The sequence below is a fragment of the Brevibacterium sp. 50QC2O2 genome (assembly GCF_024580675.1).
In the GTDB taxonomy this organism is placed as follows: domain Bacteria; phylum Actinomycetota; class Actinomycetes; order Actinomycetales; family Brevibacteriaceae; genus Brevibacterium; species Brevibacterium moorei.
The window spans coordinates 84,252-108,914 of the sequence record NZ_JANIJZ010000012.1 but is presented as its reverse complement, the minus strand read 5'-3'; the positions used below and the strand labels follow the sequence as shown (position 1 = coordinate 108,914).

The 24,663-nt window shown below is 65.5% G+C and carries 20 protein-coding genes; 2 read left to right on the top strand and 18 right to left on the bottom strand.

From position 1 onward, the window contains the following. Nucleotides 1-85: 85 nt before the first annotated feature. The 10 genes from secG to NQ038_RS10955 form a co-directional block, all read right to left on the bottom strand. Nucleotides 86-331 (bottom strand): preprotein translocase subunit SecG, encoded by a 246-nt coding sequence (gene secG / locus NQ038_RS11000; protein WP_257046385.1) that lies wholly within the window; start codon nucleotides 329-331, stop codon nucleotides 86-88. A 43-nt stretch (nucleotides 332-374) separates the two neighbouring features. Then, on the bottom strand, nucleotides 375-1,175 hold the full coding sequence (gene tpiA / locus NQ038_RS10995) for a triose-phosphate isomerase (protein WP_257046386.1): 801 nt from the start codon (nucleotides 1,173-1,175) through the stop codon (nucleotides 375-377). Beyond that, on the bottom strand, nucleotides 1,175-2,395 hold the full coding sequence (pgk, locus tag NQ038_RS10990) for a phosphoglycerate kinase (RefSeq protein ID WP_257046387.1): 1,221 nt from the start codon (nucleotides 2,393-2,395) through the stop codon (nucleotides 1,175-1,177). The genes tpiA and pgk overlap by 1 nt, the downstream gene beginning before the upstream one ends. A gap of 23 nt (nucleotides 2,396-2,418) precedes the next feature. After that, the gene (gene gap, locus NQ038_RS10985; protein WP_257046388.1) at nucleotides 2,419-3,423 is read right to left on the bottom strand and encodes a type I glyceraldehyde-3-phosphate dehydrogenase; all 1,005 of its coding nucleotides are present in this window, start codon (nucleotides 3,421-3,423) and stop codon (nucleotides 2,419-2,421) included. 86 nt (nucleotides 3,424-3,509) lie between these two features. Then, the gene (whiA, locus tag NQ038_RS10980) at nucleotides 3,510-4,493 is read right to left on the bottom strand and encodes a DNA-binding protein WhiA (RefSeq protein ID WP_257046389.1); all 984 of its coding nucleotides are present in this window, start codon (nucleotides 4,491-4,493) and stop codon (nucleotides 3,510-3,512) included. 46 nt (nucleotides 4,494-4,539) lie between these two features. Beyond that, on the bottom strand, nucleotides 4,540-5,547 hold the full coding sequence (gene yvcK, locus NQ038_RS10975; RefSeq protein ID WP_373456814.1) for a uridine diphosphate-N-acetylglucosamine-binding protein YvcK: 1,008 nt from the start codon (nucleotides 5,545-5,547) through the stop codon (nucleotides 4,540-4,542). Between the two features lie 2 nt (nucleotides 5,548-5,549). After that, complete coding sequence (rapZ, locus tag NQ038_RS10970) at nucleotides 5,550-6,449, bottom strand: RNase adapter RapZ (RefSeq protein ID WP_257046390.1); 900 nt, start codon at nucleotides 6,447-6,449, stop codon at nucleotides 5,550-5,552. Next, on the bottom strand, nucleotides 6,439-8,400 hold the full coding sequence (gene uvrC / locus NQ038_RS10965; protein WP_257046391.1) for an excinuclease ABC subunit UvrC: 1,962 nt from the start codon (nucleotides 8,398-8,400) through the stop codon (nucleotides 6,439-6,441). The genes rapZ and uvrC overlap by 11 nt, the downstream gene beginning before the upstream one ends. Continuing rightward, nucleotides 8,390-11,284 (bottom strand): excinuclease ABC subunit UvrA, encoded by a 2,895-nt coding sequence (uvrA, locus tag NQ038_RS10960; protein WP_257062576.1) that lies wholly within the window; start codon nucleotides 11,282-11,284, stop codon nucleotides 8,390-8,392. Before uvrA ends, uvrC begins: the two co-directional genes overlap by 11 nt. Nucleotides 11,285-11,293: 9 nt before the next feature. Then, nucleotides 11,294-13,816: a DEAD/DEAH box helicase gene (locus NQ038_RS10955; RefSeq protein WP_373456813.1), complete on the bottom strand. Its 2,523-nt coding sequence runs from the start codon at nucleotides 13,814-13,816 to the stop codon at nucleotides 11,294-11,296. A gap of 106 nt (nucleotides 13,817-13,922) precedes the next feature. Here NQ038_RS10955 and NQ038_RS10950 point away from each other — a divergent pair, with 106 nt between their 5' ends. Beyond that, on the top strand, nucleotides 13,923-14,216 hold the full coding sequence (locus NQ038_RS10950; RefSeq protein ID WP_257046394.1) for a YciI family protein: 294 nt from the start codon (nucleotides 13,923-13,925) through the stop codon (nucleotides 14,214-14,216). A 68-nt stretch (nucleotides 14,217-14,284) separates the two neighbouring features. On the opposite strand, the gene NQ038_RS10945 is transcribed toward NQ038_RS10950, so the two are convergent. The 7 genes from NQ038_RS10945 to NQ038_RS10915 form a co-directional block, all read right to left on the bottom strand. After that, the gene (locus NQ038_RS10945; RefSeq protein ID WP_257056860.1) at nucleotides 14,285-15,262 is read right to left on the bottom strand and encodes a TerC family protein; all 978 of its coding nucleotides are present in this window, start codon (nucleotides 15,260-15,262) and stop codon (nucleotides 14,285-14,287) included. Nucleotides 15,263-15,464: 202 nt separating this feature from the next. Then, entirely contained in the window at nucleotides 15,465-17,648 is a 2,184-nt protein-coding gene (gene uvrB, locus NQ038_RS10940) for an excinuclease ABC subunit UvrB (RefSeq protein ID WP_257046396.1), read from the bottom strand. Between the two features lie 75 nt (nucleotides 17,649-17,723). Continuing rightward, nucleotides 17,724-18,428, bottom strand: a complete 705-nt coding sequence (locus NQ038_RS10935) for an ABC transporter ATP-binding protein (protein WP_373456815.1) — start codon at nucleotides 18,426-18,428, stop codon at nucleotides 17,724-17,726. Further along, nucleotides 18,421-19,284, bottom strand: coding sequence for an ABC transporter ATP-binding protein (locus NQ038_RS10930; protein WP_257046397.1), 864 nt, complete (start codon nucleotides 19,282-19,284; stop codon nucleotides 18,421-18,423). The genes NQ038_RS10935 and NQ038_RS10930 overlap by 8 nt, the downstream gene beginning before the upstream one ends. A gap of 1 nt (nucleotide 19,285) precedes the next feature. After that, complete coding sequence (locus NQ038_RS10925; protein WP_257046398.1) at nucleotides 19,286-20,476, bottom strand: branched-chain amino acid ABC transporter permease; 1,191 nt, start codon at nucleotides 20,474-20,476, stop codon at nucleotides 19,286-19,288. Then, nucleotides 20,476-21,456, bottom strand: a complete 981-nt coding sequence (locus tag NQ038_RS10920) for a branched-chain amino acid ABC transporter permease (protein ID WP_257046399.1) — start codon at nucleotides 21,454-21,456, stop codon at nucleotides 20,476-20,478. The genes NQ038_RS10925 and NQ038_RS10920 overlap by 1 nt, the downstream gene beginning before the upstream one ends. 100 nt (nucleotides 21,457-21,556) lie before the next feature. Next, nucleotides 21,557-22,780 carry a branched-chain amino acid ABC transporter substrate-binding protein gene (locus NQ038_RS10915; RefSeq protein WP_257062575.1) on the bottom strand — a complete coding sequence of 408 codons (1,224 nt, stop codon included), beginning with the start codon at nucleotides 22,778-22,780 and terminating at the stop codon, nucleotides 21,557-21,559. Between the two features lie 233 nt (nucleotides 22,781-23,013). On the opposite strand from NQ038_RS10915, the gene NQ038_RS10910 reads away from it, so the two are divergent. Continuing rightward, nucleotides 23,014-23,448 carry an OsmC family protein gene (locus NQ038_RS10910; protein WP_257062573.1) on the top strand — a complete coding sequence of 145 codons (435 nt, stop codon included), beginning with the start codon at nucleotides 23,014-23,016 and terminating at the stop codon, nucleotides 23,446-23,448. Here the strand turns inward: NQ038_RS10910 and coaE are convergent. Continuing rightward, nucleotides 23,445-24,647, bottom strand: coding sequence for a dephospho-CoA kinase (coaE, locus tag NQ038_RS10905; protein WP_257062572.1), 1,203 nt, complete (start codon nucleotides 24,645-24,647; stop codon nucleotides 23,445-23,447). The two genes, NQ038_RS10910 and coaE, sit on opposite strands and share 4 nt — an antisense overlap. Nucleotides 24,648-24,663: the final 16 nt, after the last annotated feature.

The window sequence follows — 24,663 nt, the reverse complement described above, 5'->3', positions numbered from 1 at the left end:
CCGACCGCCTGGCCGCGGTCGGCAGACAAAAGCGGGGCCGGACCTCTCCTCGGAGAGGTCCGGCCCCGCTTTCGCTCTGATCGGCTCAGTTGCCGAAGCGCATGATCAGGCCCAGCAGCACGATCGCCGCGACCCATACGATGGCGACGAAGGTCGTAATGCGGTTCAGATTGCGTTCGGCCACGCCGGACGAACCCAGATTCGAGCTCATACCGCCGCCGAACATGTCGGACATGCCGCCGCCACGGCCCTTGTGCAGGAGCACGAAGAGTCCCAGCAGCAGACTGGTGAGCACGAGGATGCACGTGAGGACGATGCTTAGAATTTCCACGCAGACAAGCCTAACATTTCGATGTCGGATTGGTGTAATACGATCAGCCGCGCTGGGCTGCCACGGCCAGGGCGCTGAAGTCCGCGGCGCTCAGGCTTGCCCCGCCCACCAGGGCGCCGTCGACATCGGCCGAGGCCATGATTGCTGCGACGTTCTCGGCCTTGACCGAACCACCGTAGAGGATCCTGACGCCGGCGGCGAAGGAGGGATCATAGAGTTCCTCCAGCCTGCCCCTGATCGCGGTGGCCATGGTGGCGGCGTCCTCGGCGGTGGCAGTGCGTCCTGTGCCAATCGCCCAGACCGGTTCATAGGCGACGACGAGTCCTGCAAGAGCCTCTGCTGTGAGCCCCTCGAGAGCGGCACTGAGCTGGGCCAGGGTATGAGCCTCGTGTTCGCCGGCCTCCCTGACCTCCAGAGGTTCTCCCACGCACAGGATGGGCAGCAACTCGTGGCGCAGACAAGCAGCCACCTTCTCCTGCACGACGGAGTCCGTCTCCTGGTGGTAGGCCCTGCGTTCACTGTGCCCGACGATCGCATAGCGGCAGCCGAGCCGTTTGAGGAACCGGCCCGACACCTCTCCGGTGAAGGCACCGGAATCGTGCACCGACAGGTCCTGCGCGCCATAGCTCAAAGACAGCTTGTCGCCTGCGATGAGGGTCTGGACCGACCGGATGTCGGTGAACGGTGGGAGCACCGCGATTTCGCCGGCCTCGTAGTCGAATTTCGCATCGTCGAGCGCCCAGGCCAGTTTCTGCACGGTGGCGATGGCCTCGAAGTGGTCCAGGTTGAGCTTCCAGTTGCCCGCCAGCAGCGGTAGGCGCTCGGGCTTGGTCTTCTTGGCCATCAGTCGAGCACCTCCAGCCCCGGCAGAGTCTTGCCCTCGAGGAATTCGAGGCTGGCTCCCCCACCCGTGGAGATGTGGCCGAAGTCGGCCTCTGTGTAGCCCAGGGAGCGCACGGCTGCAGCGGAGTCGCCGCCGCCGACGACGGTCAGCCGGCCGGTCTCCGGTCCCCCATTGGCATTGCTCAGCGCCTTTGCCACCGCACTGGTGCCGGCGGCGAAGGCGGGGAATTCGAAGACGCCCATGGGACCGTTCCAGAACACCGTCTGTGCCTCGGCGACCAGCTGGGCGTAGTGGGCGGCCGTCTCCGGTCCGATGTCCAGGCCCATCGCCTTGGCACCGGCGGGGGTGGACTCGAGCGCGTCGATGCCGGCAACCGCATGCGCGGCATCAGCGGCGAAGGACTCGGCCATGACGATATCGGTGGGCAGCACCAGGTCGACGCCCACCTCCTGTGCCTTGTCCAGATAGCCGCGGACCCGCTCGAGTTGATCGGCTTCGAGCAGGCTGGCGCCCACCGCATAGCCCTGCGCGGCGAGGAAGGTGAAGAGCATGCCGCCGCCGATCACCAGGGTGTCGGCCCGTTCGAGCAGGGAGTCGATGACGCCCAGCTTGTCCGATACCTTGGAACCGCCCAGCACCACCACATAGGGTCGTGCCGGGTCGTGGAGCAGCCGGCTGCACACCTCGACCTCCGCGGCCACCAGTCCCCCGGCGTAGTGCGGCAGCAGGGTGGCGATGTCGTAGACGCTCGCCTGCTTGCGGTGGACCACGCCGAAGCCGTCGGAGACATAGGCCTCTGCCAGCTCCGCCAGCTGGCCGGCGAACTCGCGCCTGACGGCCTCGTCCTTGCTCGTCTCACCGGGGTTGAACCGCAGGTTCTCCAGCAGCAGGATCTCCCCGTCGCCCAGTTCGGCGGCCATCCGCCGGGCCTGCGGGCCCACGGTGTCGCCGGCGAAGGCGACCGGCCGGCCAACGGCCTCGGCCAGTGCAGGGGCGACGGGAGCCAGAGAGTACTGCGGGTCGACGGCGCCCTTGGGCCGGCCCAGATGGGCCATCACGATCACCTTCGCCCCGGCCTCGGCCAGGGACCTCAGAGTGGGAGCCGAGGCGATGATGCGTCCGGGGTCGGTGATCGCGCCGTCTCGCATGGGGACGTTGAGATCACTGCGCACGATGACACGGCGCCCCGCGAACTGGGCGGGGTCGGTCAGTTTCTGCAATGGAGGGCCTTTCCTAGGGGATATCAGAGTTTTCCAGCCACCAGGTCGGCCAGGTCGTACAGACGACGGGAGTAACCCCATTCGTTGTCGTACCAGGACACGACCTTGATCTGGTCGCCAACCTGTCTGGTCAGCCCCGCGTCGAAGATCGACGAGTGGCTGTCCATGACGATATCGGATGACACGATCGGGTCCTCGGTGTAGTCGAGGACACCCGCGAGTTCGCCGGTCGCCGCTGCGGCGACCGCGGCATTGACTTCGGCGACGGTGGTGGGGCGTTCCGGCAGGAACGTCAGGTCCACCAGGGAACCGGTGATGACGGGTACGCGGGTGGCGAAGCCGTCGAGGCGGCCGGCCAGCTCCGGGATCACCCTAGCGACCGCAGCCGCAGCGCCCGTGGTGGTCGGCACGATGTTGACGGCCGCGGCGCGGGCCCGGCGGAAGTCCTTGTGGGGCCCGTCGACCAGCCGCTGATCGCCGGTGTAGGCGTGGATGGTGTTCATAATGCCCGAGGCGATGCCGAACTCGCGGTGCAGCACCTTGGCCAAAGGAGCCAGGCAGTTGGTGGTGCACGAGGCATTGGAGACGATGTCGTGCTGGGCCGGATCGTAATCGCCCTCGTTGACCCCGAGCACGAGCATCGCATCGGCGTCCTTCGAGGGCCCCGAGATCAGGACCTTCTTGGCGCCGGCGGCCAGGTGGGCCGCCGCGGCCTGCCGTTTGGTGAACTTGCCCGTGCATTCGATGACGATGTCGACGCCCATGTCGCCCCAGGGGATCTCCGCGGGATCCCGGTGGGCGGTGGCGTGGATCCGGTGCCCGTCGACGGTCAAGGATTCCTCATCGCTTTCGACTTTGGCGGGCAGTCGGCGCCACACCGAGTCGTAGGTGAGGAGGTGTGCCAGATGGGCGTTGTCGGTCAGGTCGTTGATCGCGACGATTTCGATGTCGTGATCGCCGGCGAGCCAGTGCCGGGTGAATGCCCGGCCGATGCGCCCGAAACCATTGATTCCTACGCGAGTGACCATAGTCTCCCTCAGTCTGCCGATGGGTGCTGCTCTCGAGTGCCGATCGGCACTGCTACCAGCATAAACGTCCGAACCGCCGTCCGTCTTCAGACTTCGTCGAGCATGTCGGCGGTGAGATTGGCCTCTGTCCCCGGAATACCGAGTTCTGCCGCTTTCTTGTCCGCTGTCGACAGGAGCCGGCGGATCCGGCCGGCGACCGCGTCCTTGGTCATCGGCGGGTCCGCCAGCTGGCCGAGTTCCTCCAATGAGGCCTGTTTGTGCTCCAAGCGCAGTTCGCCGGCGTACTTGAGATGATCCGGTACGTCTGCGCCCAGGATCTCGAGCGCGCGTTCCACCCTGGCCCCTGCCGCGACAGCCGCACGGGCCGAACGGCGCAGATTGGCGTCGTCGAAGTTGGCCAGGCGGTTGGCGGTGGCGCGCACCTCGCGGCGCAGGCGCCGCTCCTCCCATTCCAGACGGGTGGACTCCGCCCCCATCGAGGTCAACAGATCGCCGATCGCCTCGCCGTCGCGGATCACGACCCGGTCGACGCCGCGGACCTCCCTGGCCTTGGCTGCGATGTCGAAACGCCGCGCCGCGCCCACCAGGGCCAGTGCGGCCTCGGGGCCGGGGCAGGTGATCTCGAGCGCGCCGGAGCGGCCGGGCTCGGTCAGCGATCCATGGGCCAGGAAGGCACCGCGCCAGGCGGCGCGGGCGTCGGCGATCGTGCCGTTGACGATCGCGGACGGCAACCCACGAACGGGCCTGCCCCGACCGTCGATGAGACCCGTCTGCCGGGCCAGCGCCGGCCCGTCCGTGACGACGCGCAGCACATAGCGGGTGGACTTCTTCAGCCCGCTGCCGCCGACCACGACGACCTCGGCGACATGGCCGAACAGGTCCTTGATCTCCGAGCGCAGGCGGCGGGCGCCCGCACCCGTGTCGACCTCCGCCTCGATCACGATGGCCCCTGCCACCAGGTGCAGGGCCGAGGAGAAGCGCAGAGTCGCCGCGACCTCTGCCTTGCGCGCCTGTGGCCGGGTCTCCCGGTAGTGGGCAAGTTCGTCCTTGACCTTCGCCGTCAACGCCATGGTCGTTCCTTTCCGCGCGTCGCTGCGCGACGCGATTCGTTCGTCCCTACCACTGTTCGACCACCGCGATGCCGGCATCGCCGAGCACGTCACGGTAGCAGGCCGCCAGCTTCAGGCTGTCGTGCACGCCGGAGTGGGTGGCCCGCACGGGGCGCCGCCACAGCTGCGCGGAGAAAAGAGACCCTGCCAGGCCCGCCAGGCGGGGTTCGGTCGCCGCTGCGCGATCGTCGACGATGATCGAGTCGAAGCGCAGACGGGGTGCGTGCTCGTGCAGGCTGTGCAGATGGTCTCCCAGGCTCATCCCGGCGGTCTCCGCCTTGGCGCCCGGCAGGTTCAACGTCAACAGTTTGAGTGCCTGCGAGGAGTAGATCGCCTCAGCGAGTTCGGGCACCAGCAGATGCGGCATCACCGAGGTATACCAGGAGCCCGGTCCCAGGTTGATCACATCGGCGCCGGCTATCGCCTCGAGCGTTTCGATGCGCGCCGGTGGATCCTGCGGCAGCAGTCTGACCTGGCCGACATCGCCACGGGTGGCGGCGAGTTCCGCCTGCCCCCGCACCACCGTGGTGGAGCCTGCCTCGCTGACGTCTGCCTCGATGGTCAGCGGCACCGAGGACATGGGCAGTACTCGACCATGGGCCCGCAGCAGCCGGGCCATCCAGTCCAGGCCCTCGACGTGGTCGCCGAACTTCTGCCAGAGGGCGGCTATGAGCAGATTGCCCACGGCGTGGTCGTTCAGCGGCCCGGCGGAGGAGAACCTGAACTGGATGATGTCGCGCCAGGTCCGTCCCCACTCCCCGTCATCGCACAGAGCGGCCAGCGCCATCCGCAGATCGCCCGGTGGCAGGCCCCCGAACTCCTCGCGCAGACGACCAGAGGATCCCCCATCGTCGGCAACTGTGACGATGGCGGTGAGATTGTCCGTCAGCAGGCGGAATGCGCGCAGGGAGGCGTAGAGGCCGTGGCCGCCGCCGAACGAGGCGATGCTCACACCCTGTCCGCCGGAGCCACGGCGCAGATACATGGGAAGTTCCTCGGTGGGAATATCGGCCATCGTCACTCCCTCCCCAGATCACGGTGTTTGAGGAAGACCGCAGCCTGTGTGCGAGTCGCGAGCTCATCGCACAGGGCCCTGGCGATCGCCACAGAGCGGTGTTTGCCCCCGGTGCAGCCGATCGCGACGGTGGCATATCCCCGCTGTTCGCGCAGATAGCCGGCGATCACGGTCTCGAGTACCCCGGCGTAGCCGCGGACGAATTCCCCGGCTCCGGTCTGCGCGAGCACGAAGTCGGAGACCTCCGGATCCTGCCCCGTGTGTTCGCGCAGCGCCGGAATCCAGTAGGGATTGGGCAGGAAGCGCACATCCGCCACGTGGTCCGCGTCCTTGGGCAGTCCGTACTTGAAGCCGAAGCTCATAACGGTCAGACGCAGCGCGGGCTGTTCCGGATCGCCGAACCGGCTGCGGATCTCGGCGGTCAGCTGATGGACGTTGAGATCCGTGGTGTCGATCCGGTAGTCGGCCCCGTCTGCCACGGTGGCCAGCTGAGCGCGTTCGGCCTCGATGCCATCGGACAGGGTCTCCTCGCCCTGCAGGGGGTGGGGGCGGCGGACGGATTCGAACCGGCGGACCAGCGTCTCATCGCTGGCGTCGAGGAACAGCACCTCGACGTGGAGGCCACGGGCACGGTAGTCGGCCAGCACCTCGTCGAGCCGCTGGAAGTTCGTCCGGCCACGCACATCGGTGACCACGGCGACCCGCGGCAGCCTGGCATCGGCCCGGGCGACGAGTTCGATCAGCGGGGCGATCAGCTGCGGTGGCAGGTTGTCGACCACATACCAGTTCTGATCCTCGAGGGCCTTGGCCGCAGTGGACCGACCCGCCCCGGACATACCGGTGACGATGAGGACCCGGCTGGCGCCGGGTTCGGCCGTCTGCTGGCTGGGCTCACTGTTCATCGTCGGCTCCTGGGTTCGGGTGGTTCTGTGGCGTCGGTTCCGGTGGGGCCCCGTCGTTGCCTACGGTAGCCGAACCGGGGTCCGGACTGTCTGAGTCTTCTCCCAGGACGGTCTGGATGCGCTGTGCCAGGGCCGGACCGACGCCCTTGACCTCGGTGAGTTCGTCCACCGTGGCCGTACGCATCCGCTTGACGGACCCGAAGTGGGTCAGCAGAGCCTTGCGCTTGGCCGACCCCAGGCCGTCCACTCCGTCGAGCACGGAGGTGCGCATCGCCTGGCCCCGGCGCTGGCGGTGGTAGGTGATGGCGAACCGGTGGGCCTCGTCGCGCACACGCTGGAGCATGAAGAGGCCCTCGGAGTTCCGCGGCAGGATGACCGGGAACTCGTCCCACGGCACCCAGACCTCCTCCAGGCGCTTGGCCAGGCCGACCACGGAGATGTCGGTGATGCCGAGGTCGGACAGAGCCGCCTCGGCGGCGTGGACCTGGGGCAGAGCGCCGTCGACGACCAGCAGTGAGGGCCGATAGCCGAAACGCTGGTCGGGGGTATCGTCATTGAGGCTCTCGAGGTAGCGGGAGAAACGACGCGAGACCACATCGTACATCGAGGAGGTGTCGTCGCGGGCCGCCTCACCTGTCACCGAGAACCGCCGGTAGTCCTTCTTCTTGGGCAGGCCGTCTTCGAAGACGATGAGTGAGCCGACCACGTTCTGGCCCATCATGTGCGAGTTGTCGATGCACTCGATGCGCAGCGGGGGCTCCGGGAGGTCGAGGGCCGTCTGGATCTCGGTCAGTGCCTGGGACCTGGTCGTCAGATCCGAGGCCCTGCGGCGCTTGTGCAGGTCGAGGGCCTCTCGGGCGTTCTTGAGCACCGTCTGCAACACGGCGAGCTTCTCCCCGCGCTGGGGCACCCGGATGGTCACCGCCGCCCCGCGCAGCCCGCTCAGCCAGGCCTGCAACGCGTCCTGATCGGTCGGCAGGGTGTCGACCAGGATCTCCTTGGGGACGGCCTCGGGGTCGACTCCGGTGTAGGCCTGGCGCAGATAGTCCGCGGTGAGTTCGGCGGGACCCAGTTCGTCGAGGCGCTCGATGATCCAGCCGCGCTGTCCCCTGATCCGCCCGGAGCGCACGTGGAAGACTTGGACACTGGCCTCGAGTTCCTCTGCGACCAGGCCGAAGACGTCGACGTCGGCACTGACCCGCAGGACCACCGCCGACTTGTCGATGACCTTCTTCAATGCGGTGATCTCATCGCGCAGTTTGGCCGCGCGTTCGAACTCGAGGGCCGCAGAGGCCTCCCGCATCTCCTTCTCACGGGTGGAGATGAATCGGCCGGTGTGGCCATTCATGAAGTCGACGATGTTCTGGGCCAGGACCCGGTGTTCCTCCGGACCGATCCGGCCGATGCACGGCGCGCTGCAGCGGTCGATGTAGCCCAGCAGGCAGGGCCGCCCGGATCGTTCGGCACGGTCGAACACCCCCTTGGCACAGCTGCGCATGGGGAACGCCTTGAGCAGCTGGTCGAGGGTCTCGCGGATCGCCCAGACCGCGGTGAAGGGCCCGAAGTACTTGACCCCCGGCTTGCGTTTGCCGCGGGTGACGAAGACCCGGGGGTAGGTGTCCTTCATCGTGATGGCCAGATACGGGTAGGACTTGTCGTCGCGGAACATGACGTTGAACCGCGGATTGAACTCGTTGATCCACGTCCACTCGAGCTGGAGCGCCTCGACCTCGTTGTTGACCACCGTCCATTCGAGGCTGGCGGCGGTATGCACCATGGTGAAGGTGCGCGGGTGTAGCTCCGCGGGGTTGGCGAAGTACGAATTGAGCCTGTTGCGCAGGTTCTTCGCCTTGCCGACGTAGATCACCCGCCGGTTCTCATCGCGGAACTTGTACACCCCGGCCGAGGTCGGGATCTCCCCTGTGGCCGGGCGGTACAGACTAGGATCCACTGATCCGCCCCGCGATCTCGCTCAGTGCCGCCAGGTACCGGCCCGTATGCGATTCGGCCACCTGTGCGACCTGCTCCGGTGTCCCGGTGGCCACGACGGTGCCGCCCCCGCGGCCGCCCTCGGGCCCCATGTCGATGATGTGGTCCGCGGCGGCGATGACATCGAGGTTGTGTTCGATCACGATCACCGTATTGCCCTTGTCGACCAGCCCCTGCAGGACCAGGAGCAGCTTCCTGATGTCCTCGAAGTGTAGACCCGTGGTCGGCTCGTCGAGGACGTAGACCGTCCGCCCGCGAGTGCGCTTCTGCAGTTCGCTGGCCAGTTTGACGCGCTGGGCCTCGCCGCCGGACAGGGTGGTGGCCGGCTGTCCCAGGCGCACATAGCCCAGGCCCACCTCCACCAGGGTGTTCAGGTGCCTGGCGATGGCAGGTACTGCGGCGAAGAACTCCGCGGCCTGTTCGATCGGCATATCGAGGACCTCGGCGATCGACTTGTCCTTGAACTTCGCCTCCAGGGTCTCCCTGTTGTACCGGGCGCCGTGGCAGACCTCGCAGGGGACGTAGACGTCGGGCAGGAAGTTCATCTCGATCTTGATCGTGCCGTCGCCGTGGCAGTTCTCGCACCGGCCGCCCTTGACGTTGAAGGAGAACCGGCCGGGTTGGTAACCGCGCACGCGGGCCACCTCGGTTTCGGCGAACAGCCGGCGGATGTGGTCGAACACTCCGGTGTACGTCGCCGGATTCGACCGCGGGGTGCGTCCGATGGGTGACTGGTCGACGTGGATCACTTTGTCCAGCTGGTCCACCCCGGTGATCCGCTTGTGCCGGCCGGGGACCTTCTTGGCCCCGTTGAGCCGGTTGGCCAGTTCCGTGTACAGGATGTTGTTGACCAGCGTCGATTTGCCCGAACCGGACACTCCGGTGACGGCGGTGAATACGCCCAGTGGGAAGGACACTGTGACGTCCTTGAGGTTGTTCTCCCTGGCCCGCTCCACCGTCACCGTACGCGAGCGGTCGATCGGTCGACGCCGGGCGGGCACGCCGATGGCGCGGCGACCGGCCAGGTAGTCCCCCGTGATCGACCGGGGCGCGGAGGTCAGGCCGGCGACCGGGCCGGAGTAGATGACATCGCCGCCGTGTTCGCCGGCGCCGGGGCCGATGTCGACGATCCAGTCGGCCGCCTCGATCGTCTCCTCGTCGTGTTCGACGACGATGAGCGTATTGCCCAGATCGCGCAGCTTCAACAGTGTTTCGATGAGCCTGCGGTTGTCCCGCTGGTGCAGGCCGATCGAGGGTTCGTCGAGCACGTAGAGCACGCCGACGAGGCCCGAGCCGATCTGGGTGGCCAGCCGGATCCGCTGGGCCTCGCCGCCGGACAGGGTGCCTGCGGTGCGCGCCAGGGTCAGATAGTCCAGTCCCACATCGAGCAGGAACCCCATCCTGGCGTTGATCTCCTTCATCACCTGGGCTGCGATCTGCGCATCCCTGGCGTTGAGGTCCAGTCCGGCCAGGAATGCGGCCGCCTGGTCGATCGCGAGCGCGGAGACCTCGGCGATGGACTTCCCGCCCACTAAGACGCTGAGTGCCTCTGGGCGCAGGCGGGTGCCCGAGCATGCGGCGCAGGGGACTTCGCGCATATACGATTCGTAGCGTTCGCGGGCGTTGTCGGATTCGGTTTCCTGGTGTTTGCGCAGGATGTATTGGAAGACGCCCTCGAAGCCGGTGGAGTAGCTGCGTTCGCGGCCGAAGCGGTTGCGGTATTTGACGTGGACTTTGTAGTCCTTGCCTTCGAGGATGGCTTTGCGGTGGGAGGGTTTGAGGTCCTTCCACGGGGTGACGAGGTCGAAGCCCATGTCGGTGCCCAGGGCGTCGAGCATCCGGTTGAAGTACTGGGAGGTGGTCTTGCCCGATGACCAGGGTGCGATGGCGCCGTCGGCGATGGCCAGGTCCTCGTCGGGGACGACGAGGGTCTCGTCGACTTGGAGTTTGGTGCCGATGCCGTCGCAGACGGGGCAGGCGCCGAAGGGCGAGTTGAAGCTGAAGGTGCGCGGTTCGATCGTGTCGAGGGCCAGGGGGTGGTCGTTGGGGCACGAGAGGTGTTCGGAGAAGGTCCTGGTCGTGCCGTCGTCGACGAATTCGACGTCCATTCGGCCATCTGCGGTGCGCAGCGCGGTTTCCACGGAGTCGGTCAGGCGTTGGCGGATGCCGGGCTTGGCGATAAGGCGGTCGACGACGACGGAGATGTCGTGTTTGATCTGTTTGGCGAGTTTGGGCGGGTCGCTCAGGCTGATCTGGTTTCCGTCGACCACGGCGCGGGAGAAGCCGGCGGCCTGCAGGTGGGAGAAGGTGTCGACGAATTCGCCCTTGCGCTGGCGCACGATTGGGGCGAGGACGAGGAATTTGGTGCGGTCTTCGAGTTCTTCGAGTTGGTCGACGATCTGCTGTGGGGTCTGGCTGGTGATCTGTTCGTGGCAGACGGGGCAGTGCGGTACGCCGATGCGGGCCCACAGCAGGCGCAGGAAGTCGTAGACCTCGGTGATGGTGCCAACGGTCGAGCGCGGGTTGCGCGAGGTCGATTTCTGGTCGATGGAGACTGCCGGGGAGAGTCCTTCGATGAGGTCGACGTCGGGTTTGTCCATTTGGCCCAAGAACATGCGGGCGTAGGAGGACAGGGATTCGACGTAGCGGCGCTGGCCTTCGGCGAAGATGGTGTCGAAGGCCAGGGAGGATTTACCGGAGCCGGACAGGCCGGTGAAGACGACCATGGCGTCGCGGGGCACGCTGATGTCGACATTGCGCAGGTTGTGGGCTCTGGCTCCCTGGACGACGAGTGTGTCGAGGTGGCTGATGCCCTGGGCGTTCGTGGTGCTGGTTTCTGCGGTCACGTCTCAACTCTATTCCGTGGGTCCGACATGGGTGATGGTGAGGACGGGTTCATCGGCTGTATCGGTGGCGTCGAGGTCGACGTCGGCGCTGATGGCCCAGTCGTGGTCGCCGGCGGGGTCGTCGAAGACCTGACGCAGGTGCCAGGTCCGGTCGTCTTTGCGCAGGTGGAATAGTTCGGGCGAGCGCGCTTGGGGCCCGGTTCCCATGGTGTCGTATTCATCGAAGTAGGGTTCGACGGAGTCCTCCCAGGCGTGTGTGTCGAAGCCGTTGTCCGCGTCGAGGGCGCCGAGTGCGTCGTAGGCGCCGCGTTCGGCCAGGATGACGCGGTGGAACATCTCGTTGCGCACCAGGCGGGTCAGCCGGGGTTCGTCTGCGCTGAGCCTGGTGTCGGCCATGTCGAGGGGCAGGGCCTCGGTCTGGGCGCCGGCTGCGCGCAGTTGTTCCCATTCCTCGACGAGGGAGGAGTCCACCCGGGTGATGGTCTCGCCGAGCCAGTCGACGATGCGTTGGAGGTTTTCGTCGACGTACTCTTCTGGGACGTTTTGGACGAGGGCTCGGTAGACGTCGGTCAGGTAGCGCAGCAGGCCGCCTTCGACTCGGGCCAGGCCGTAGTAGGAGACGAACTGGGAGAAGTTCATGGCCTGGTCGATCATGTCGCGGACCACGGATTTGGGTTCGAGGTTGAGGTCGGCGAGCCAGGGGGCGGATTCGACGTAGGTGGAGAAGGCCTCTTCGAGGATTTCGGCGTTGGGTTTGGGGTAGTCGAGTTCGTCGAGGATGGCCATGCGTTCGGTGTATTCGACCCCGTCGGCTTTGAGCAGGGCCAGCTCGTCGCGTTTGATCCGGTCGAGTTGTCCCTTGAGGACGGCGAACTGGACGGGTGTGGTCGCTTCGATGACGCTGAGCACGTCGTAGGCCCATTGGTCGGCGTTTTCCGAGTCGAAGAGTTCGAGGGCGGCCAGGGCGAAGGGTGACAGGGGCTGGTTGAGGGCGAACTGCGGGCCGAGGTCGGCGTCGGGGCGGAATTCCACGATGCCGTTCTCGGTGGGGTGGCGGGAGAGCACTCCGGCGTTCAGCAGGGAGCGGCCGATGCCCAGTGCCCGCAGGTACATGTCGAGTTTGGCGGCTTCCGATTCGTGGGTGGAGTCGATGAAGTCCTTGACCGTCTGCATACCGGCGTGGGGGCGGGCGAGCAGGTTGACCAGGATGGAGTGGGTCATGCGCATGTGGCTGGTCAGTTCTTCCGGGGTGCCCCCGACGAGGTTGTCGAAGGTCTCCCTGGACCAGCCGACGAAGCCGGCAGGGGGCTGTTTGTGTTTGACCTTGCGGCGCTTCTTCGGATCGTCGCCGGCCTTGGCCAGGGCCTTGTTGTTCTCGATCACGTGGGCCGGGGCCTGCGCGACGACGAAGCCCTCGGTGTCGAAGCCCGCGCGGCCGGCGCGGCCGGCGATCTGTTGAAATTCGCGCACGCGCAGGCGGCGGGAGCGTCGGCCGTCGAATTTGGTCAGGGCGGTCAGGACGACGGTGCGGATCGGCACGTTGATGCCCACCCCGAGGGTGTCGGTGCCGGAGATGACGGAGAGTAGGCCCGCGGCGGCGAGGTGTTCGACCAGGCGGCGGTATTTGGGCAGCATGCCGGCGTGGTGGACTCCGATGCCGTGTGTCAGGAGGCGTTGCAGGGTCTTGCCGAAGCCCTTGGAGAATCCGAAGCCCTTGATCTCGTTCTTGATCCGTTCCTTCTGTTCCTTGCCTGCAAGGTTGATGCTGGTCAGGGAGCCGGCCAGTTCGGTTGCGGCGTTCTGGGCGAAGGACACGACGTAGACGGGGCCCTGGCCTGCGGAGACGAGCTTCTGCAGTTCCTCGTGCAGCGGCTCTTCCGAGTATTCGTAGCGCAGGGGCACCGGGCGCTGGGTGCCGGTGACGTAGGCGGTGTCACGGCCGGTCAGTTCTTCCATGCCGCCGGCGATCTTCGACATATCCCCGAGGGTCGCGCTCATCAGCACGAATTGTGCCTGGGGCAGGGTCAGCAGGGGCGTCTGCCAGGCCCAGCCGCGCTGGGGGTCGGCGAAGTAGTGGAATTCGTCCATCACGACCAGGCCGACATCGAGCATGCCGCCGGAGCGTAGGGCCTGATTGGCCAGGATCTCCGCGGTGGCGCAGATGACGGGGGCCTCGGCGTTGACGGAGGTGTCGCCGGTGATCATGCCGACGTTCTCGGCGCCGAGCACTTTTGTCAGGGAGAAGAACTTCTCGCTGACCAGGGCTTTGATGGGGGCGGTGTAGAAGGCCCTGCGGCCGGTGCACAGGGCGTAGTACAGGGAGGCCAGGGCGACCATCGACTTCCCGGAGCCGGTGGGGGTGGCGACGATCGTGTTGTCGCCTGCCAGCACATCGAGGATGGCCTCGTCCTGGGCGGGGTAGAGTTCCAGGCCCAGTTCGGTGCAGTAGTCGGTGAAGGCGTCGTAGACCGAATCGGCGTTCGCGTACTCTTCGGGGATGGGACGCAGACTCGCCACGGGGCACTCTCTCATTCTTCGCGTGCCGTGCGCTTCTTCACCGGCTCGCTGGATAGACTCTCGGTATGGACTCACGGAACACCGTGTGTCTCTTCTATTATTCCCGATCGAAGGAGGGGCCGTGGCAGTTTTCGCCGTGACCTATGAATACGGACCGGATACCGAGAAGCGGATGGCGAACCGTCCGGCTCATCGGGCCTGGCAGGGTCGACTCAACGAGGCCGGTGTCATCCTGGCCTCCGGTCCCCTGGCCGATGATGGTGTCCCCGGCGGACTGTTCGTCATGGAGGCCAAGGACCGCGCTGCCGTGGAGGATCTGCTCACGCAGGATCCGTACGCCAGCCTGGGCGTGATCGCCACGACCACGATCCGCCAGTGGGAGCCGGTGTTCGGCGGGTTCGCCAACCCCGCCTGAGTCGGACGGAGAGTGCATTGGGGCCGCCCTCGGATCTTCGAGGGCGGCCCCAGTGCGTCGCGCGGGGTTTACTTGTCGATCGACCCGAACACCACGGTGGTGTGCGTGCGCTTCATCTTGATGAGGCTGATGATCGTCGCGATTCCCAGGGCCGCGACGATGAAGCCCAGGGACACCCAGGTGTTGATATCCGGCATCCAGGGGAACCAGGTTTCGTGTCCGGCGTGGAGGATGAGTTTGACGCCGATGAACGCGAGGATCGCGGCGATCCCGTATTTGAGGTATTCGAGCGCGTCGAGCAGGCCGCCGAGCAGGAAGTACAACTGGCGCAGGCCCATCAGGGCGAACAGGTTGGTGCAGAAGACCAGGTACGGGCTCTTCGTGATACCGAAGATCGCGGGGATCGAGTCGAGGGCGAACATGACGTCGGTCGTGCCGATCGCGATGAATACCAGCAGCATCGGGGTGAAGTACTTCTGCCCGTCGATGGTGGTGCGCAGCTTGTTGGCATCGTATTCGTCGGTCAGGCGGAAGCGCTTCTTCATGAAGCGCACGATGCCGTTGTCATCGGCGTTCTCATCATCTTCCTTCCCGAAGGCCTGTTTGAAGGCCGTGTAGAGCAGGAACAGGCCGAACAGGTAGAACACTCCGACGAAGGCCTCGATGATCGCAGAGCCCAGCAGGATGAAGGCACCGCGGCAGATCAGCGCGACGATGATGCCGACCATGAGCACCTCTTGCTGGTACTTCTTCGGCACGGAGAACTTCGACATGAGCAGCACGAAGACGAACAGGTTGTCGATGCTCAGCGAGTACTCGGTCAGCCAGCCGGCCAGGAATTCACCGCCGTGGGTGGAGTCGCCCAGGGCGAACAACAGTCCGGCGAAGACCAGCGCCAGCACCACGTAGAAGCCGACCCACAGGCCGGCCTCCTTCATGCTGGGCACGTGGGGGCGTTTGAGGATGATGAGCAGGTCGACCACGAGGATGAGGACGAGGACCACGAGGGATCCCGTCTCGAACCACAGGGGTAGCTGGGTGTGCATTGGGGCCTTTCGGAGGTTTCTGCGCCGTGTATAGCGTGTGCGTCACGGCCGCGAACATGAAAGTCTCTCCCGCGCATACTGGATGCGCCCGCGGCCCCGGACCCCGGTATCAACCGGAGGTCGTGATGACGAGACCGCTGTTGCGGGATACTCCCCTTCCTTGCCCGTATATTCTACACGCGCGCAGACCACCTTGAGGTTCTCAGATGCCCTCGCGCTGCATCTGCCGCAGCTCCTTCTTCAGATCCGCCAGCTCATCGCGCAGCCGCGCGGCCAATTCGAACTGCAGTTCGGCCGCCGCATTGTGCATCTGCTCGGTCAGAGAGGCGATGAGCTCGCCCAGGTCCCCCGTCGGAGTTCCCCCGGCCGCCCGCCCGGCCTTGGCCCGCTGCTCATCGCTGAGCGTCGAGTTGTACCCGCGCTTGCCCTTGCCGTAGTCGAATTCGGTGAGCAGTTCGCGGGTGTCCTCGTCCTCGCGCTGCAGGCGTTCGGTGATATCGGCGATCTTCTTCACCAGGGGCTGTGGGTCGACGCCGTGGTCGATGTTGTACTGGTTCTGCACCGCCCGCCGGCGCTCCGTCTCGTCGATCGCCGTGCGCATCGACGGGGTGATCCGGTCGGCGTACATGTGGACCTCGCCGTTGACGTTGCGGGCCGCGCGCCCGATCGTCTGAATCAGCGAACGTTCGGAGCGCAGGAAGCCCTCCTTGTCCGCGTCGAGGATCGCCACGAGGGACACCTCGGGCAGGTCCAGGCCCTCGCGCAGCAGGTTGATGCCGATGAGGACGTCGAATTCCCCTGCGCGCAGTTCGCTGAGCAGTTCGACGCGGCGCAGGGTGTCGACGTCCGAATGGAGGTACTGCACGCGGATGCCGTTTTCCAGGAAGTAGTCGGTGAGGTCCTCGGCCATCTTCTTCGTCAGGGTCGTCACCAGTACGCGTTCATTGCGTTCGACCCGGGTGTTGATCTCTCCGATCAGGTCGTCGATCTGGCCGCGGGTGGGCTTGACCGTGATCTTGGGGTCGAGCAGTCCGGTCGGGCGGATGATCTGTTCGACGGTACCGCGAGCGCGTTCGGTTTCGAAGTCCCCTGGGGTGGCGGAGAGGTAGACGGTCTGGCCGACGCGTTCGAGGAACTCGTCGAATTTCAGCGGTCGGTTGTCCATGGCGCTGGGCAGGCGGAAGCCGTGTTCGACCAGGGTGCGTTTGCGCGACATATCCCCTTCGTACATGCCGCCGATCTGTGGGACGGTGACGTGGGATTCGTCGATGACCAGGAGGAAGTCCTCGGGGAAGTAGTCGAGCAGGCAGTTCGGGGCGGTGCCGGCGGCACGGCCGTCGATGTGTCTGGAGTAGTTCTCGATACCCGAGGTGAAACCCATGGAGGCCATCATCTCCAGGTCGTAGGTGGTGCGCATCTTCAGGCGTTGGGCTTCGAGCATCTTGCCCTGTTTCTCCAGTTCGGCCAGGCGTGTCTGGAGTTCGTCCTCGATATCGCCGATGGCCCTGGCCATCCGCTGTTCGCCAGCGACGTAGTGGCTGGCGGGGAAGATGTGGATGATCTCCTCGGTGCGCACGATTTCCCCTGTCAGGGGGTGGAGGGTGTAGAGCGCTTCGATCTCGTCGCCGAAGAATTCGATGCGCAGGGCCAGCTCCTCGTATTGCGGGATGATCTCCACGGTGTCTCCGCGGACGCGGAAGGTGCCGCGGGTGAAGGCCATGTCGTTGCGGGTGTACTGCATACCGACGAAGCGTTTGAGCAGGTCGTCGCGGTCGACTTCCTGCCCGACTTCCAGGGAGACCATCCGGTCGACGTATTCCTCCGGGGTGCCCAGGCCGTAGATGCAGGAGACGGTGGAGACGACGACGGTGTCCCGGCGGGTCAACAGGGCGTTGGTGGCGGAGTGGCGCAGTCGTTCGACCTCGTCGTTGATCGAGGAGTCCTTCTCGATGAAGGTGTCCGTCTGGGGGACGTAGGCCTCGGGCTGGTAGTAGTCGTAGTAGGACACGAAGTATTCGACCGCATTGTTGGGCAGGAGTTGTTTGAACTCGTTGGCCAGCTGGGCTGCCAGGGTCTTGTTCGGGGCCATTACCAGGGTGGGGCGCTGGACTTGTTCGATCAGCCAGGCGGTGGTCGCCGATTTGCCGGTGCCGGTAGCACCCAGGAGCACGATGTCCTTCTCGCCGCTCTCCAGGCGCGAGCTGATCTCCCTGATCGCGGTGGGTTGGTCGCCGGCGGGCTGGTATTCGCTGATGACTTCGAAGGGCGCCACCGAGCGGGTGACGTGGGGACGGTGGCCCACCTGTGGACGCGGCTGATCGACGGCTGTGCGTTCACTCGTGTCAACGGGGTGCGCGGGCGTTGTCCCGGTGGTTTCTTCGGCCATGCCACCAGGATAACGCCCGCGCCGGTTATTCGAATATGTTTTCTACCACGGAGTGGTTCTCCCCGGCCCCGTGTCCTATCCGATGCCCAGGTAGGCCTCTTTGATGCTGTCATCGGCCAGTAGTTCGCCACCGGTGCCCGTGCGCGTGATCGCGCCGGTCTCCAGGACCAGGGCGTGATCGGCGATCGCGAGCGCCTGGTTGGCGTTCTGTTCGACCAACAGCACCGTGGTGCCCTGCGCGTTGATCTCCTTGATGATCTTGAAGATCTGTCGGATGAACTGCGGTGCCAGGCCCATGGAGGGCTCGTCGAGCAGCAGTACTTCCGGTTCTGCCATGAGTGCCCTGGCGATCGCCAGCATCTGCTGTTCGCCACCGGACATGGTGCCGCCCAGCTGGGTCCTGCGCTCCTTGAGCCGGGGGAACAGATCGAAGACCCGGTCGTAGGCATTCGCCGCACGTTTGCCCGAGCGTGAGTAGGTGCCCATCTCGAGGTTCTCCACCACGGTCATTCCGGGGAAGATCCCGCGGCCCTCCGGCACCAGGGAGATTCCCATGCCGACCCGCTTATGGCCCTTGATCTTCGTGATGTCCTGGCCGTTGAACACGATCGAGCCGCGGGAGGGGTTGAGCAGGCCCGCGACGGTGCGCATCGTCGTCGTCTTGCCGGCGCCATTGGCGCCGATCAGGGTGACGACCTCTCCCCTGTCCACCTGCAGGTCGAGCTTTTCGATGGCCCTGATGCGGCCGTATTTGACTTCGAGGTCGTTGATCTCAAGCACTGGCATCGTCATCTGCCTCCTGTCCCAGGTATGCGGCAATGACCGCGGGGTCCTCTTGAATGGCCTTGGGTACATCGTCCGCGATCTTCTTGCCGAATTCCAGGACGACGATTCGATCGGTCACGCCCATGACGAGTTTCATATCGTGTTCGATCAGCAGCACGGTATAGCCCTCGTCGCGGATGGTGCGGATGAGCTCCATGAGCTCTTCCTTCTCCTTGGGGTTGAAGCCGGCGGCGGGTTCGTCCAGGCACAGGATTTTCGGGTCCGTGGCCAGGGCGCGGGCGATCTCCAGGCGGCGCTGGTACCCGTAGGGCAGGTCCTTGGCCGGGTGCAGGGCACGGTCGGCGATGCCGACGAACTCCAGCAGCTCCATGCCCCGGTCGATGATCTGGCGCTCCTCCCGATAGTGCCCCGGCAGCCGGAACATGGCGGAGAACATGCCGGTCTTATGGCGTGCGTCCAACCCGACGGCGACGTTCTCCAGCGCCGACATCTCGGAGAACAGTCGGATGTTCTGAAAGGTGCGGGCGAAGCCGGCGCGGGTGATCTGGTACTTCTTCTTCCCCAGTAGGCTCTTGCCCTCCAGGCGGACGTCGCCGGAGGATGGCTTGTAGACCCCGGTCATGGCATTGAAGCAGGTGGTCTTGCCCGCGCCGTTGGGGCCGATGAGGCCCAGGATCTCACCGCGCTTGATGTCGAAGGTGACGTTGTCGAGTGCCGTCAGACCGCCGAACTTCACGGTCAGGCCCTTGACCTCGACCAGGGTTTCGCCCTCGGCAACCGCAATCGAGCGCTCGCTGGCGACCTCGGCGTCCGTATCGATCTCGAACTCGGGTGTTGTGGTCTCGCTCATCTCAGGCCTCCTCCGCCCCTGGTTCGATACTGGATCTTCTCCCGGCCCGTGATGGACTGCCGTCCTGGTCCTTGCGCACGAATCTGCGGATTCGGGAGCCGAAGGTCAACAGTTTGGCCCGAATCGAGATCAGCCCCTGGGGGCGGAACAGCATGAGGACGACGAGCACGATGCCGAAGATGAGGAATTTGTAGTTCGCGATCTCGGTGAAGCGCATCGGCACGTAGGCGACGATAGCGCCGCCGACGATAGCGCCGAGCTTCGAGCCCTGGCCACCGAGGACGACAGCGGCCAAGAAGAGCACAGAAGTCTGCACATCGAATTTCTGATTGTTCACGAAGCCCACCTGGCCGGCCATCAGCGCCCCTGACAGACCGCCCAGGGCGGCTCCGGTGGCGAACGCGGCGAGCTTGAACTTGAAGGTCGGCACGCCCATGGTCTCGGCGGCGTCCTCGTCCTCGCGGATCGCGATCCAGGCCCGGCCCACGCGGGAGCGCTCCAAATTGCCCAGCAAAATCGTCACGATGATGATGATGACCAGGGTCAGCCAGTACCAGGGCAGACCGTTGGTGGTGAAGAAGATCGGCTGACCGTCGATCGACCCGGGGGGCGCGCCGATGTTCTGGAAGCCCGACTGGCCCTTCAGCGGCGGCAGGATGGTTGCCAGGATGCGGATGATCTCGCCGAAGCCCAGGGTCACGATCGCCAGGTAGTCCCCGCGCAGCCGCAGGGTCGGAATGCCCAACGCGATGCCGAAGACCATGGTCACGACCATCGCCAGGGGCAACGTCCACAGGTAGGGGATGTGGATCATCGTGGAATCGCTCGAGGTCCACAGGGCCGCGACGTAGGAGCCGACGGCGAAGAAGCCGATGTAGCCCATGTCCAGCAGTCCGGCCATGCCGACGACCACATTGAGTCCGAGTGCGACGAGGGCGTAGACGGCCATGTTGAAGCAGGTGATGGCGAAGTCGTTGCCCGGCTCCGTGGTGATGAACGGCGGGTTGATCACCGGCAGGAGGAAGGCCAGGACCACGGGCACCAGGAGGACCATCCACTGTTGGAACCGGCTGCGGTCCGACCACCAGGTGCGCAGGCCGCCCGGTTTGAGGTCCTTGCGCTCGTGCTTGAGGCTTTTGGCCGCGGCCTTCTGCAGGGCCTTGGACGATTCGTTCGGGTTGTGCATACTCATCAGGCACGCTTCTTTCCGAGGTTGGAGCCCAGGATGCCGGTGGGGCGAATCATCAGGACGAGGATGAGCACGGCGAAGATGATGACGTCGGTCCACTGCGCGTTGCCCAGGAAGGCCGCGCCGAAGTTTCCGATCACGCCGATGAGCAGACCGCCCAGGAGGGCGCCGCGGATATTGCCGATGCCGCCAAGTACCGCTGCGGTGAAGGCCTTGATGCCGAGGATGAAACCACCGTCGTATTTAGCGCCGTCCGGGGTCTTCATCATCATGAACAGGGCTGCCGCGCCGGCCAGAGCACCGCCGATGACGAAGGTCGCCATGATGATGCGCTCCTTGTTCACGCCCATCAGGGTGGCGGTGTCGGGGTCTTCGGCCACCGCGCGGATACCGCGCCCCAGCTTGGTCCGGCCGACGATCTGATCGACGCAGATCATCATCAGCACCGCGGCGATGACGATGGTCAGCTGCAGCGAATCGATGATGCCGCCGAAGATGTCGAAGATCGGTTTGGGGACGAACATCTTGGTCTTCGGCTCCGGGCTGGGTCCGCGCCACAGGAAGAACAGGTACTGGATCACGAAGGACATGCCAATCGCGGTGATCAGGAAGACCAGCCGGGGTGCGCCCTTATCGCGCAGCGGTTTGTAGGCGATGCGTTCGATCGCCAGGGCCACCAGTGCCGATACCGCCATGGCGACCAGCCCGGCCAGCACAAGGTCGAGGACCAGGAGGCCCAATGGCAGATTCGGGGCGGATGCGCCGAAGCCCAGGGCCGTGAGGAAGAAGGAGACTGCGAAGGCACCGGAGATGAAGACCTCCGAATGCGCGAAGTTGATGAGGTTGAGCACTCCGTAGACCAGGGTGTAGCCCAGGGCTACGAGCGCGTAGATGGAGCCCAGGGTCAGTCCATCGAAAATCGTCGACAGGAACAGGCCGGGGTCGGTGAAGACCCCGAAGTCGAATGTCAGCCAAGAATCCATAAGGATCGCTTTCGGTTCGTGGGGACCCGAACCGGAAACCGCACCCTGGGCGTCGCCCGGGGTGCGGTTTCCGCTACAGGTCGTCGTAGTGGAAGGTGGATCAGTCGATCTTGCCGACGGACTTGATGGTGCCCTCGGTGGTCTTGTAGCCGTAGACCGCCTTATCGGTCAGCTCACCCTTGTCGTCCCACTTGTAGGTCTTGCCGTAGCCGACGCCGTCATAGGAGGTGACGTAGTCCAGCAGACCCTTGCGGTCGGTCTTGCCCGCGTCGATGCCCGAGAGCAGCACGGTCGCGGTGTCGTAGCCCTCGACCGAGTAGGTGCCCGGTGCCTTGCCGTTGGAGACCTTCTCGTAGCCCTTGGAGAATTCGGGGATCAGATCGCCCGGCACGCAGGCGCAGGTGAAGTAGGCGTTCTTCGCGGCATCGCCGGCCTGCTTGACGAAGGTGTCGTCCTTCACGCCGTCTGGGCCGATGAAGACGCCCTCATAGCCCTTGTCGACCAGCGCGCTGTCGAAGGGCGCGCCCTCGGCGTAGTAGCCGGAGTAGATGACGGCGTCGGCCTTGGCCGACATCACCTTGGTCACGGTCGGGGCGAAGTCGCGCTGTTTGGTCAGCACCTTGTCCTCGCACACGACCTTGTCCCCCAGAGCCTCTTTGGTCTGCTTGGCCAGGCCCATGCCGTATTCGGAATCGTCCTGGATCAGGCAGACCTTGGACTTGCCGATCTTCTCCGCCAGCTGCGCCAGGGCCGGACCCTGGACTGTGTCGTTGCCCAAGCCGCGGAAGAAGGTCTTCCAACCGTTAGCCGTGAGGTCGGGACCGGTGGCCGCAGGGGTGATGTGGACCAGGCCCGCGTCTTCGAAGACCTTGCCGGTCGACTTCGACTCGCCGGAGAACGGCAGCCCGACGACGCCCAGAACCTTGGAGTTCTTCACGACTTGGGAAGTGGGTCCGGTGGCCTTTGAGGGATCGCCCTCCGTGTCGAGCTTGACGAGCTTGACCTGGCAGTCCTTGTTCGCTTCATTGTGTTCGTTGATCGCCTGCTGGACGCCATTGGAGATGTTCAGGCCCAGCTGGGCATTGTCGCCGGTTTGTGCGCCGACGTAGGCGATGGTGGTGTCGGAGTCGCACTTGGCATCGCCCTTCCCGGCTGCCTTGACGACGTTTTCGGGGACGTCGATCGTGTCGACGACGGGGAGTCCGCCTGCTTCGCCGGTTTCATCGGAGGAGGCGCCACTGGATTGGTTGGCGCAACCGGTCAGGGCCAGGCCCAGAGCGCTCACGGAGGCCGCGAGCGTGATCGCGAGGGAGTTTCTCTTCATCAGGAACCCATATCTTTCATCGTGTAATGCGAGGAGCATCACATTCCAAACATCCAGAATCTCAGGATGTTGCCAGAGTAGCGCATGGCATGAGACATGAGTCACAGGTAGGCCTGATTTGTGATTACAGAATCATAACGCTATGTAACGTGGGTAACACGTCTCCAGCGAATGCGGGTTTGTGAAAAGCTTGAGTACATCATGACGATCTGTGAGATGGAGGATGAACAAGCATGACGCATACTTCGAGCGCCACCGGCACATGGCGCGGCACCCTGGGGACCGGCACCGGCAGCGTCGACCTGACCGGCTCCCGGACGGTCACGCTGCCGCTGTCATGGGAGGCCAGGATCGCCGAGGAGGACCCTGCCAGTGGTACGACCACTCCCGAGGAGTTGCTGGCCTCTGCCCTGGCGGGCAGCTACGCCATGACCTTGGCCAATGCGCTGGCGACTCAGGGAATCTCACCCGAGGTCGTCACAGCCGGCGCCGAAGTCGAGTTCGATCAGGACAAGGGGGTCACGGGAATCGACCTGACCGTGATCGTGCGAGCCGAGGGGCTGGTGCGGGCCGAGCTGCTCAATTGCGCCGAACGGACCAAACGGGCATGTCCCATCGCCCGTGTGCTGCACCGGGTGCCGCTGCGGCTCAGCGCCGATCTGGCCTAGTCCTCGGAAGGCCGGGACCGCTCGGCGCGGAACCTGGATCGGTAGGCGGGCAGGATAAGAGGAGCGCAGTCCTCGACGAAGCCGCCCCAATCGTCGGCGCCGGCGTGCTCATCGGCGATTTCGGCCAGCTGGCCGGCGAAGGAGGCGCGCTCGGCGGCATCACTGCGCAGTAGCTCGCGCAGCCACACCGCGAAGTCGAAGGCGCGGGAGCCCGGTCCGCCGACATAGAGCACAGTGGGCCGCCCCGGATCGGCGGAGGCGAAGCGCCGCAGCGCCTCGACGGGTGTTCCGTCCTCCCAGTCATCGGACCAATCCCCCGGTGCAGGCACGAACCCGGCCTGTTCGAGCGCCACTTCCAGGCGCGGGTCCGCGGGCCGGTCCACACGCAGGTGGAACTCCATCAGATCCAGCGCGGGCAAGTCGGCAACGGCCCCCGGCCCGCTCGGCTCGATCCCGGACAGGCCCAGCCGTGCGGTGGCACGTCGGATCCGCGCAACAGTCCGCGCCGTCTCCGCCGGCCAGCTTCGAGGGCGCAGCTCGACGGGACCACGGGCCGCGGCCAGGCCCAAGCGCAGGTTCTCCGCGAACGGCGACAGGCGCAGGTCGAAGATTTTGCCGAAGGAGTCCGTCACCCGGCTCAGGTCCCCCGCATTGTCCAAGTGGATGTCGCACACCGCGCGTCGGGTCTCATCATCGGCTTGGCGTGCGATCCTGGCCTGCGCATCGGCCGGGTCCAGGCCACGCCCGGCGACCAGCCGCTCCAGGCGGATGTCCGCGGGTACATCCACCAGGACCGACAGCTGGTAGTCGGGTGCCAGATCGTTCTCGACCAGCAGGGGGACATCGTGGACGACGATCGAGCTTCGCTCATAACTGGCGAACAGTTCTCGGCTCCGTGCGGCGATTGCCGGATGCATGATCGCATTGAGCGCATCGGTGTGTGCTTGATCGGCGAAGGCCCTGGACGCCAGTTCCGCCCGGTTCAGCCCACCATCGGCATCGAGTACCGCCGGGCCGAACTCGTGTGCGAGGGCCGCCAGCGCCGGCATCCCCGGCTCGACCACCTCGCGGGCCACTCGATCCGCATCGACGACGGGAACGCCGCGCTCGCGGAAGAGCTGGGCCACGGTGGTCTTGCCGGCGCCGATCCCGCCGGTCAGTCCGATCCTGAGCATGCCGTTCTCCTTCGTCTTCGCCACCGGCCCCAGTAGACCG

Excerpts from the sequence above, each read along its gene's own strand:
- NQ038_RS10915 (WP_257062575.1), bottom strand. The coding sequence starts at position 22,780 with ATGAAGAGAAACTCCCTCGCGATCACGCTCGCGGCCTCCGTGAGCGCT.
- uvrB (WP_257046396.1), bottom strand. The coding sequence starts at position 17,648 with ATGGCCGAAGAAACCACCGGGACAACGCCCGCGCACCCCGTTGACACG.
- NQ038_RS10920 (WP_257046399.1), bottom strand. The coding sequence starts at position 21,456 with ATGGATTCTTGGCTGACATTCGACTTCGGGGTCTTCACCGACCCCGGC.
- NQ038_RS10945 (WP_257056860.1), bottom strand. The coding sequence starts at position 15,262 with ATGCACACCCAGCTACCCCTGTGGTTCGAGACGGGATCCCTCGTGGTC.
- NQ038_RS10910 (WP_257062573.1), top strand. The coding sequence starts at position 23,014 with ATGACGCATACTTCGAGCGCCACCGGCACATGGCGCGGCACCCTGGGG.
- NQ038_RS10925 (WP_257046398.1), bottom strand. The coding sequence starts at position 20,476 with ATGAGTATGCACAACCCGAACGAATCGTCCAAGGCCCTGCAGAAGGCC.
- gap (WP_257046388.1), bottom strand. The coding sequence starts at position 3,423 with ATGGTCACTCGCGTAGGAATCAATGGTTTCGGGCGCATCGGCCGGGCA.
- rapZ (WP_257046390.1), bottom strand. The coding sequence starts at position 6,449 with ATGAACAGTGAGCCCAGCCAGCAGACGGCCGAACCCGGCGCCAGCCGG.
- yvcK (WP_373456814.1), bottom strand. The coding sequence starts at position 5,547 with ATGGCCGATATTCCCACCGAGGAACTTCCCATGTATCTGCGCCGTGGC.
- NQ038_RS10955 (WP_373456813.1), bottom strand. The coding sequence starts at position 13,816 with ATGAGAGAGTGCCCCGTGGCGAGTCTGCGTCCCATCCCCGAAGAGTAC.
- tpiA (WP_257046386.1), bottom strand. The coding sequence starts at position 1,175 with ATGGCCAAGAAGACCAAGCCCGAGCGCCTACCGCTGCTGGCGGGCAAC.
- whiA (WP_257046389.1), bottom strand. The coding sequence starts at position 4,493 with ATGGCGTTGACGGCGAAGGTCAAGGACGAACTTGCCCACTACCGGGAG.
- NQ038_RS10930 (WP_257046397.1), bottom strand. The coding sequence starts at position 19,284 with ATGAGCGAGACCACAACACCCGAGTTCGAGATCGATACGGACGCCGAG.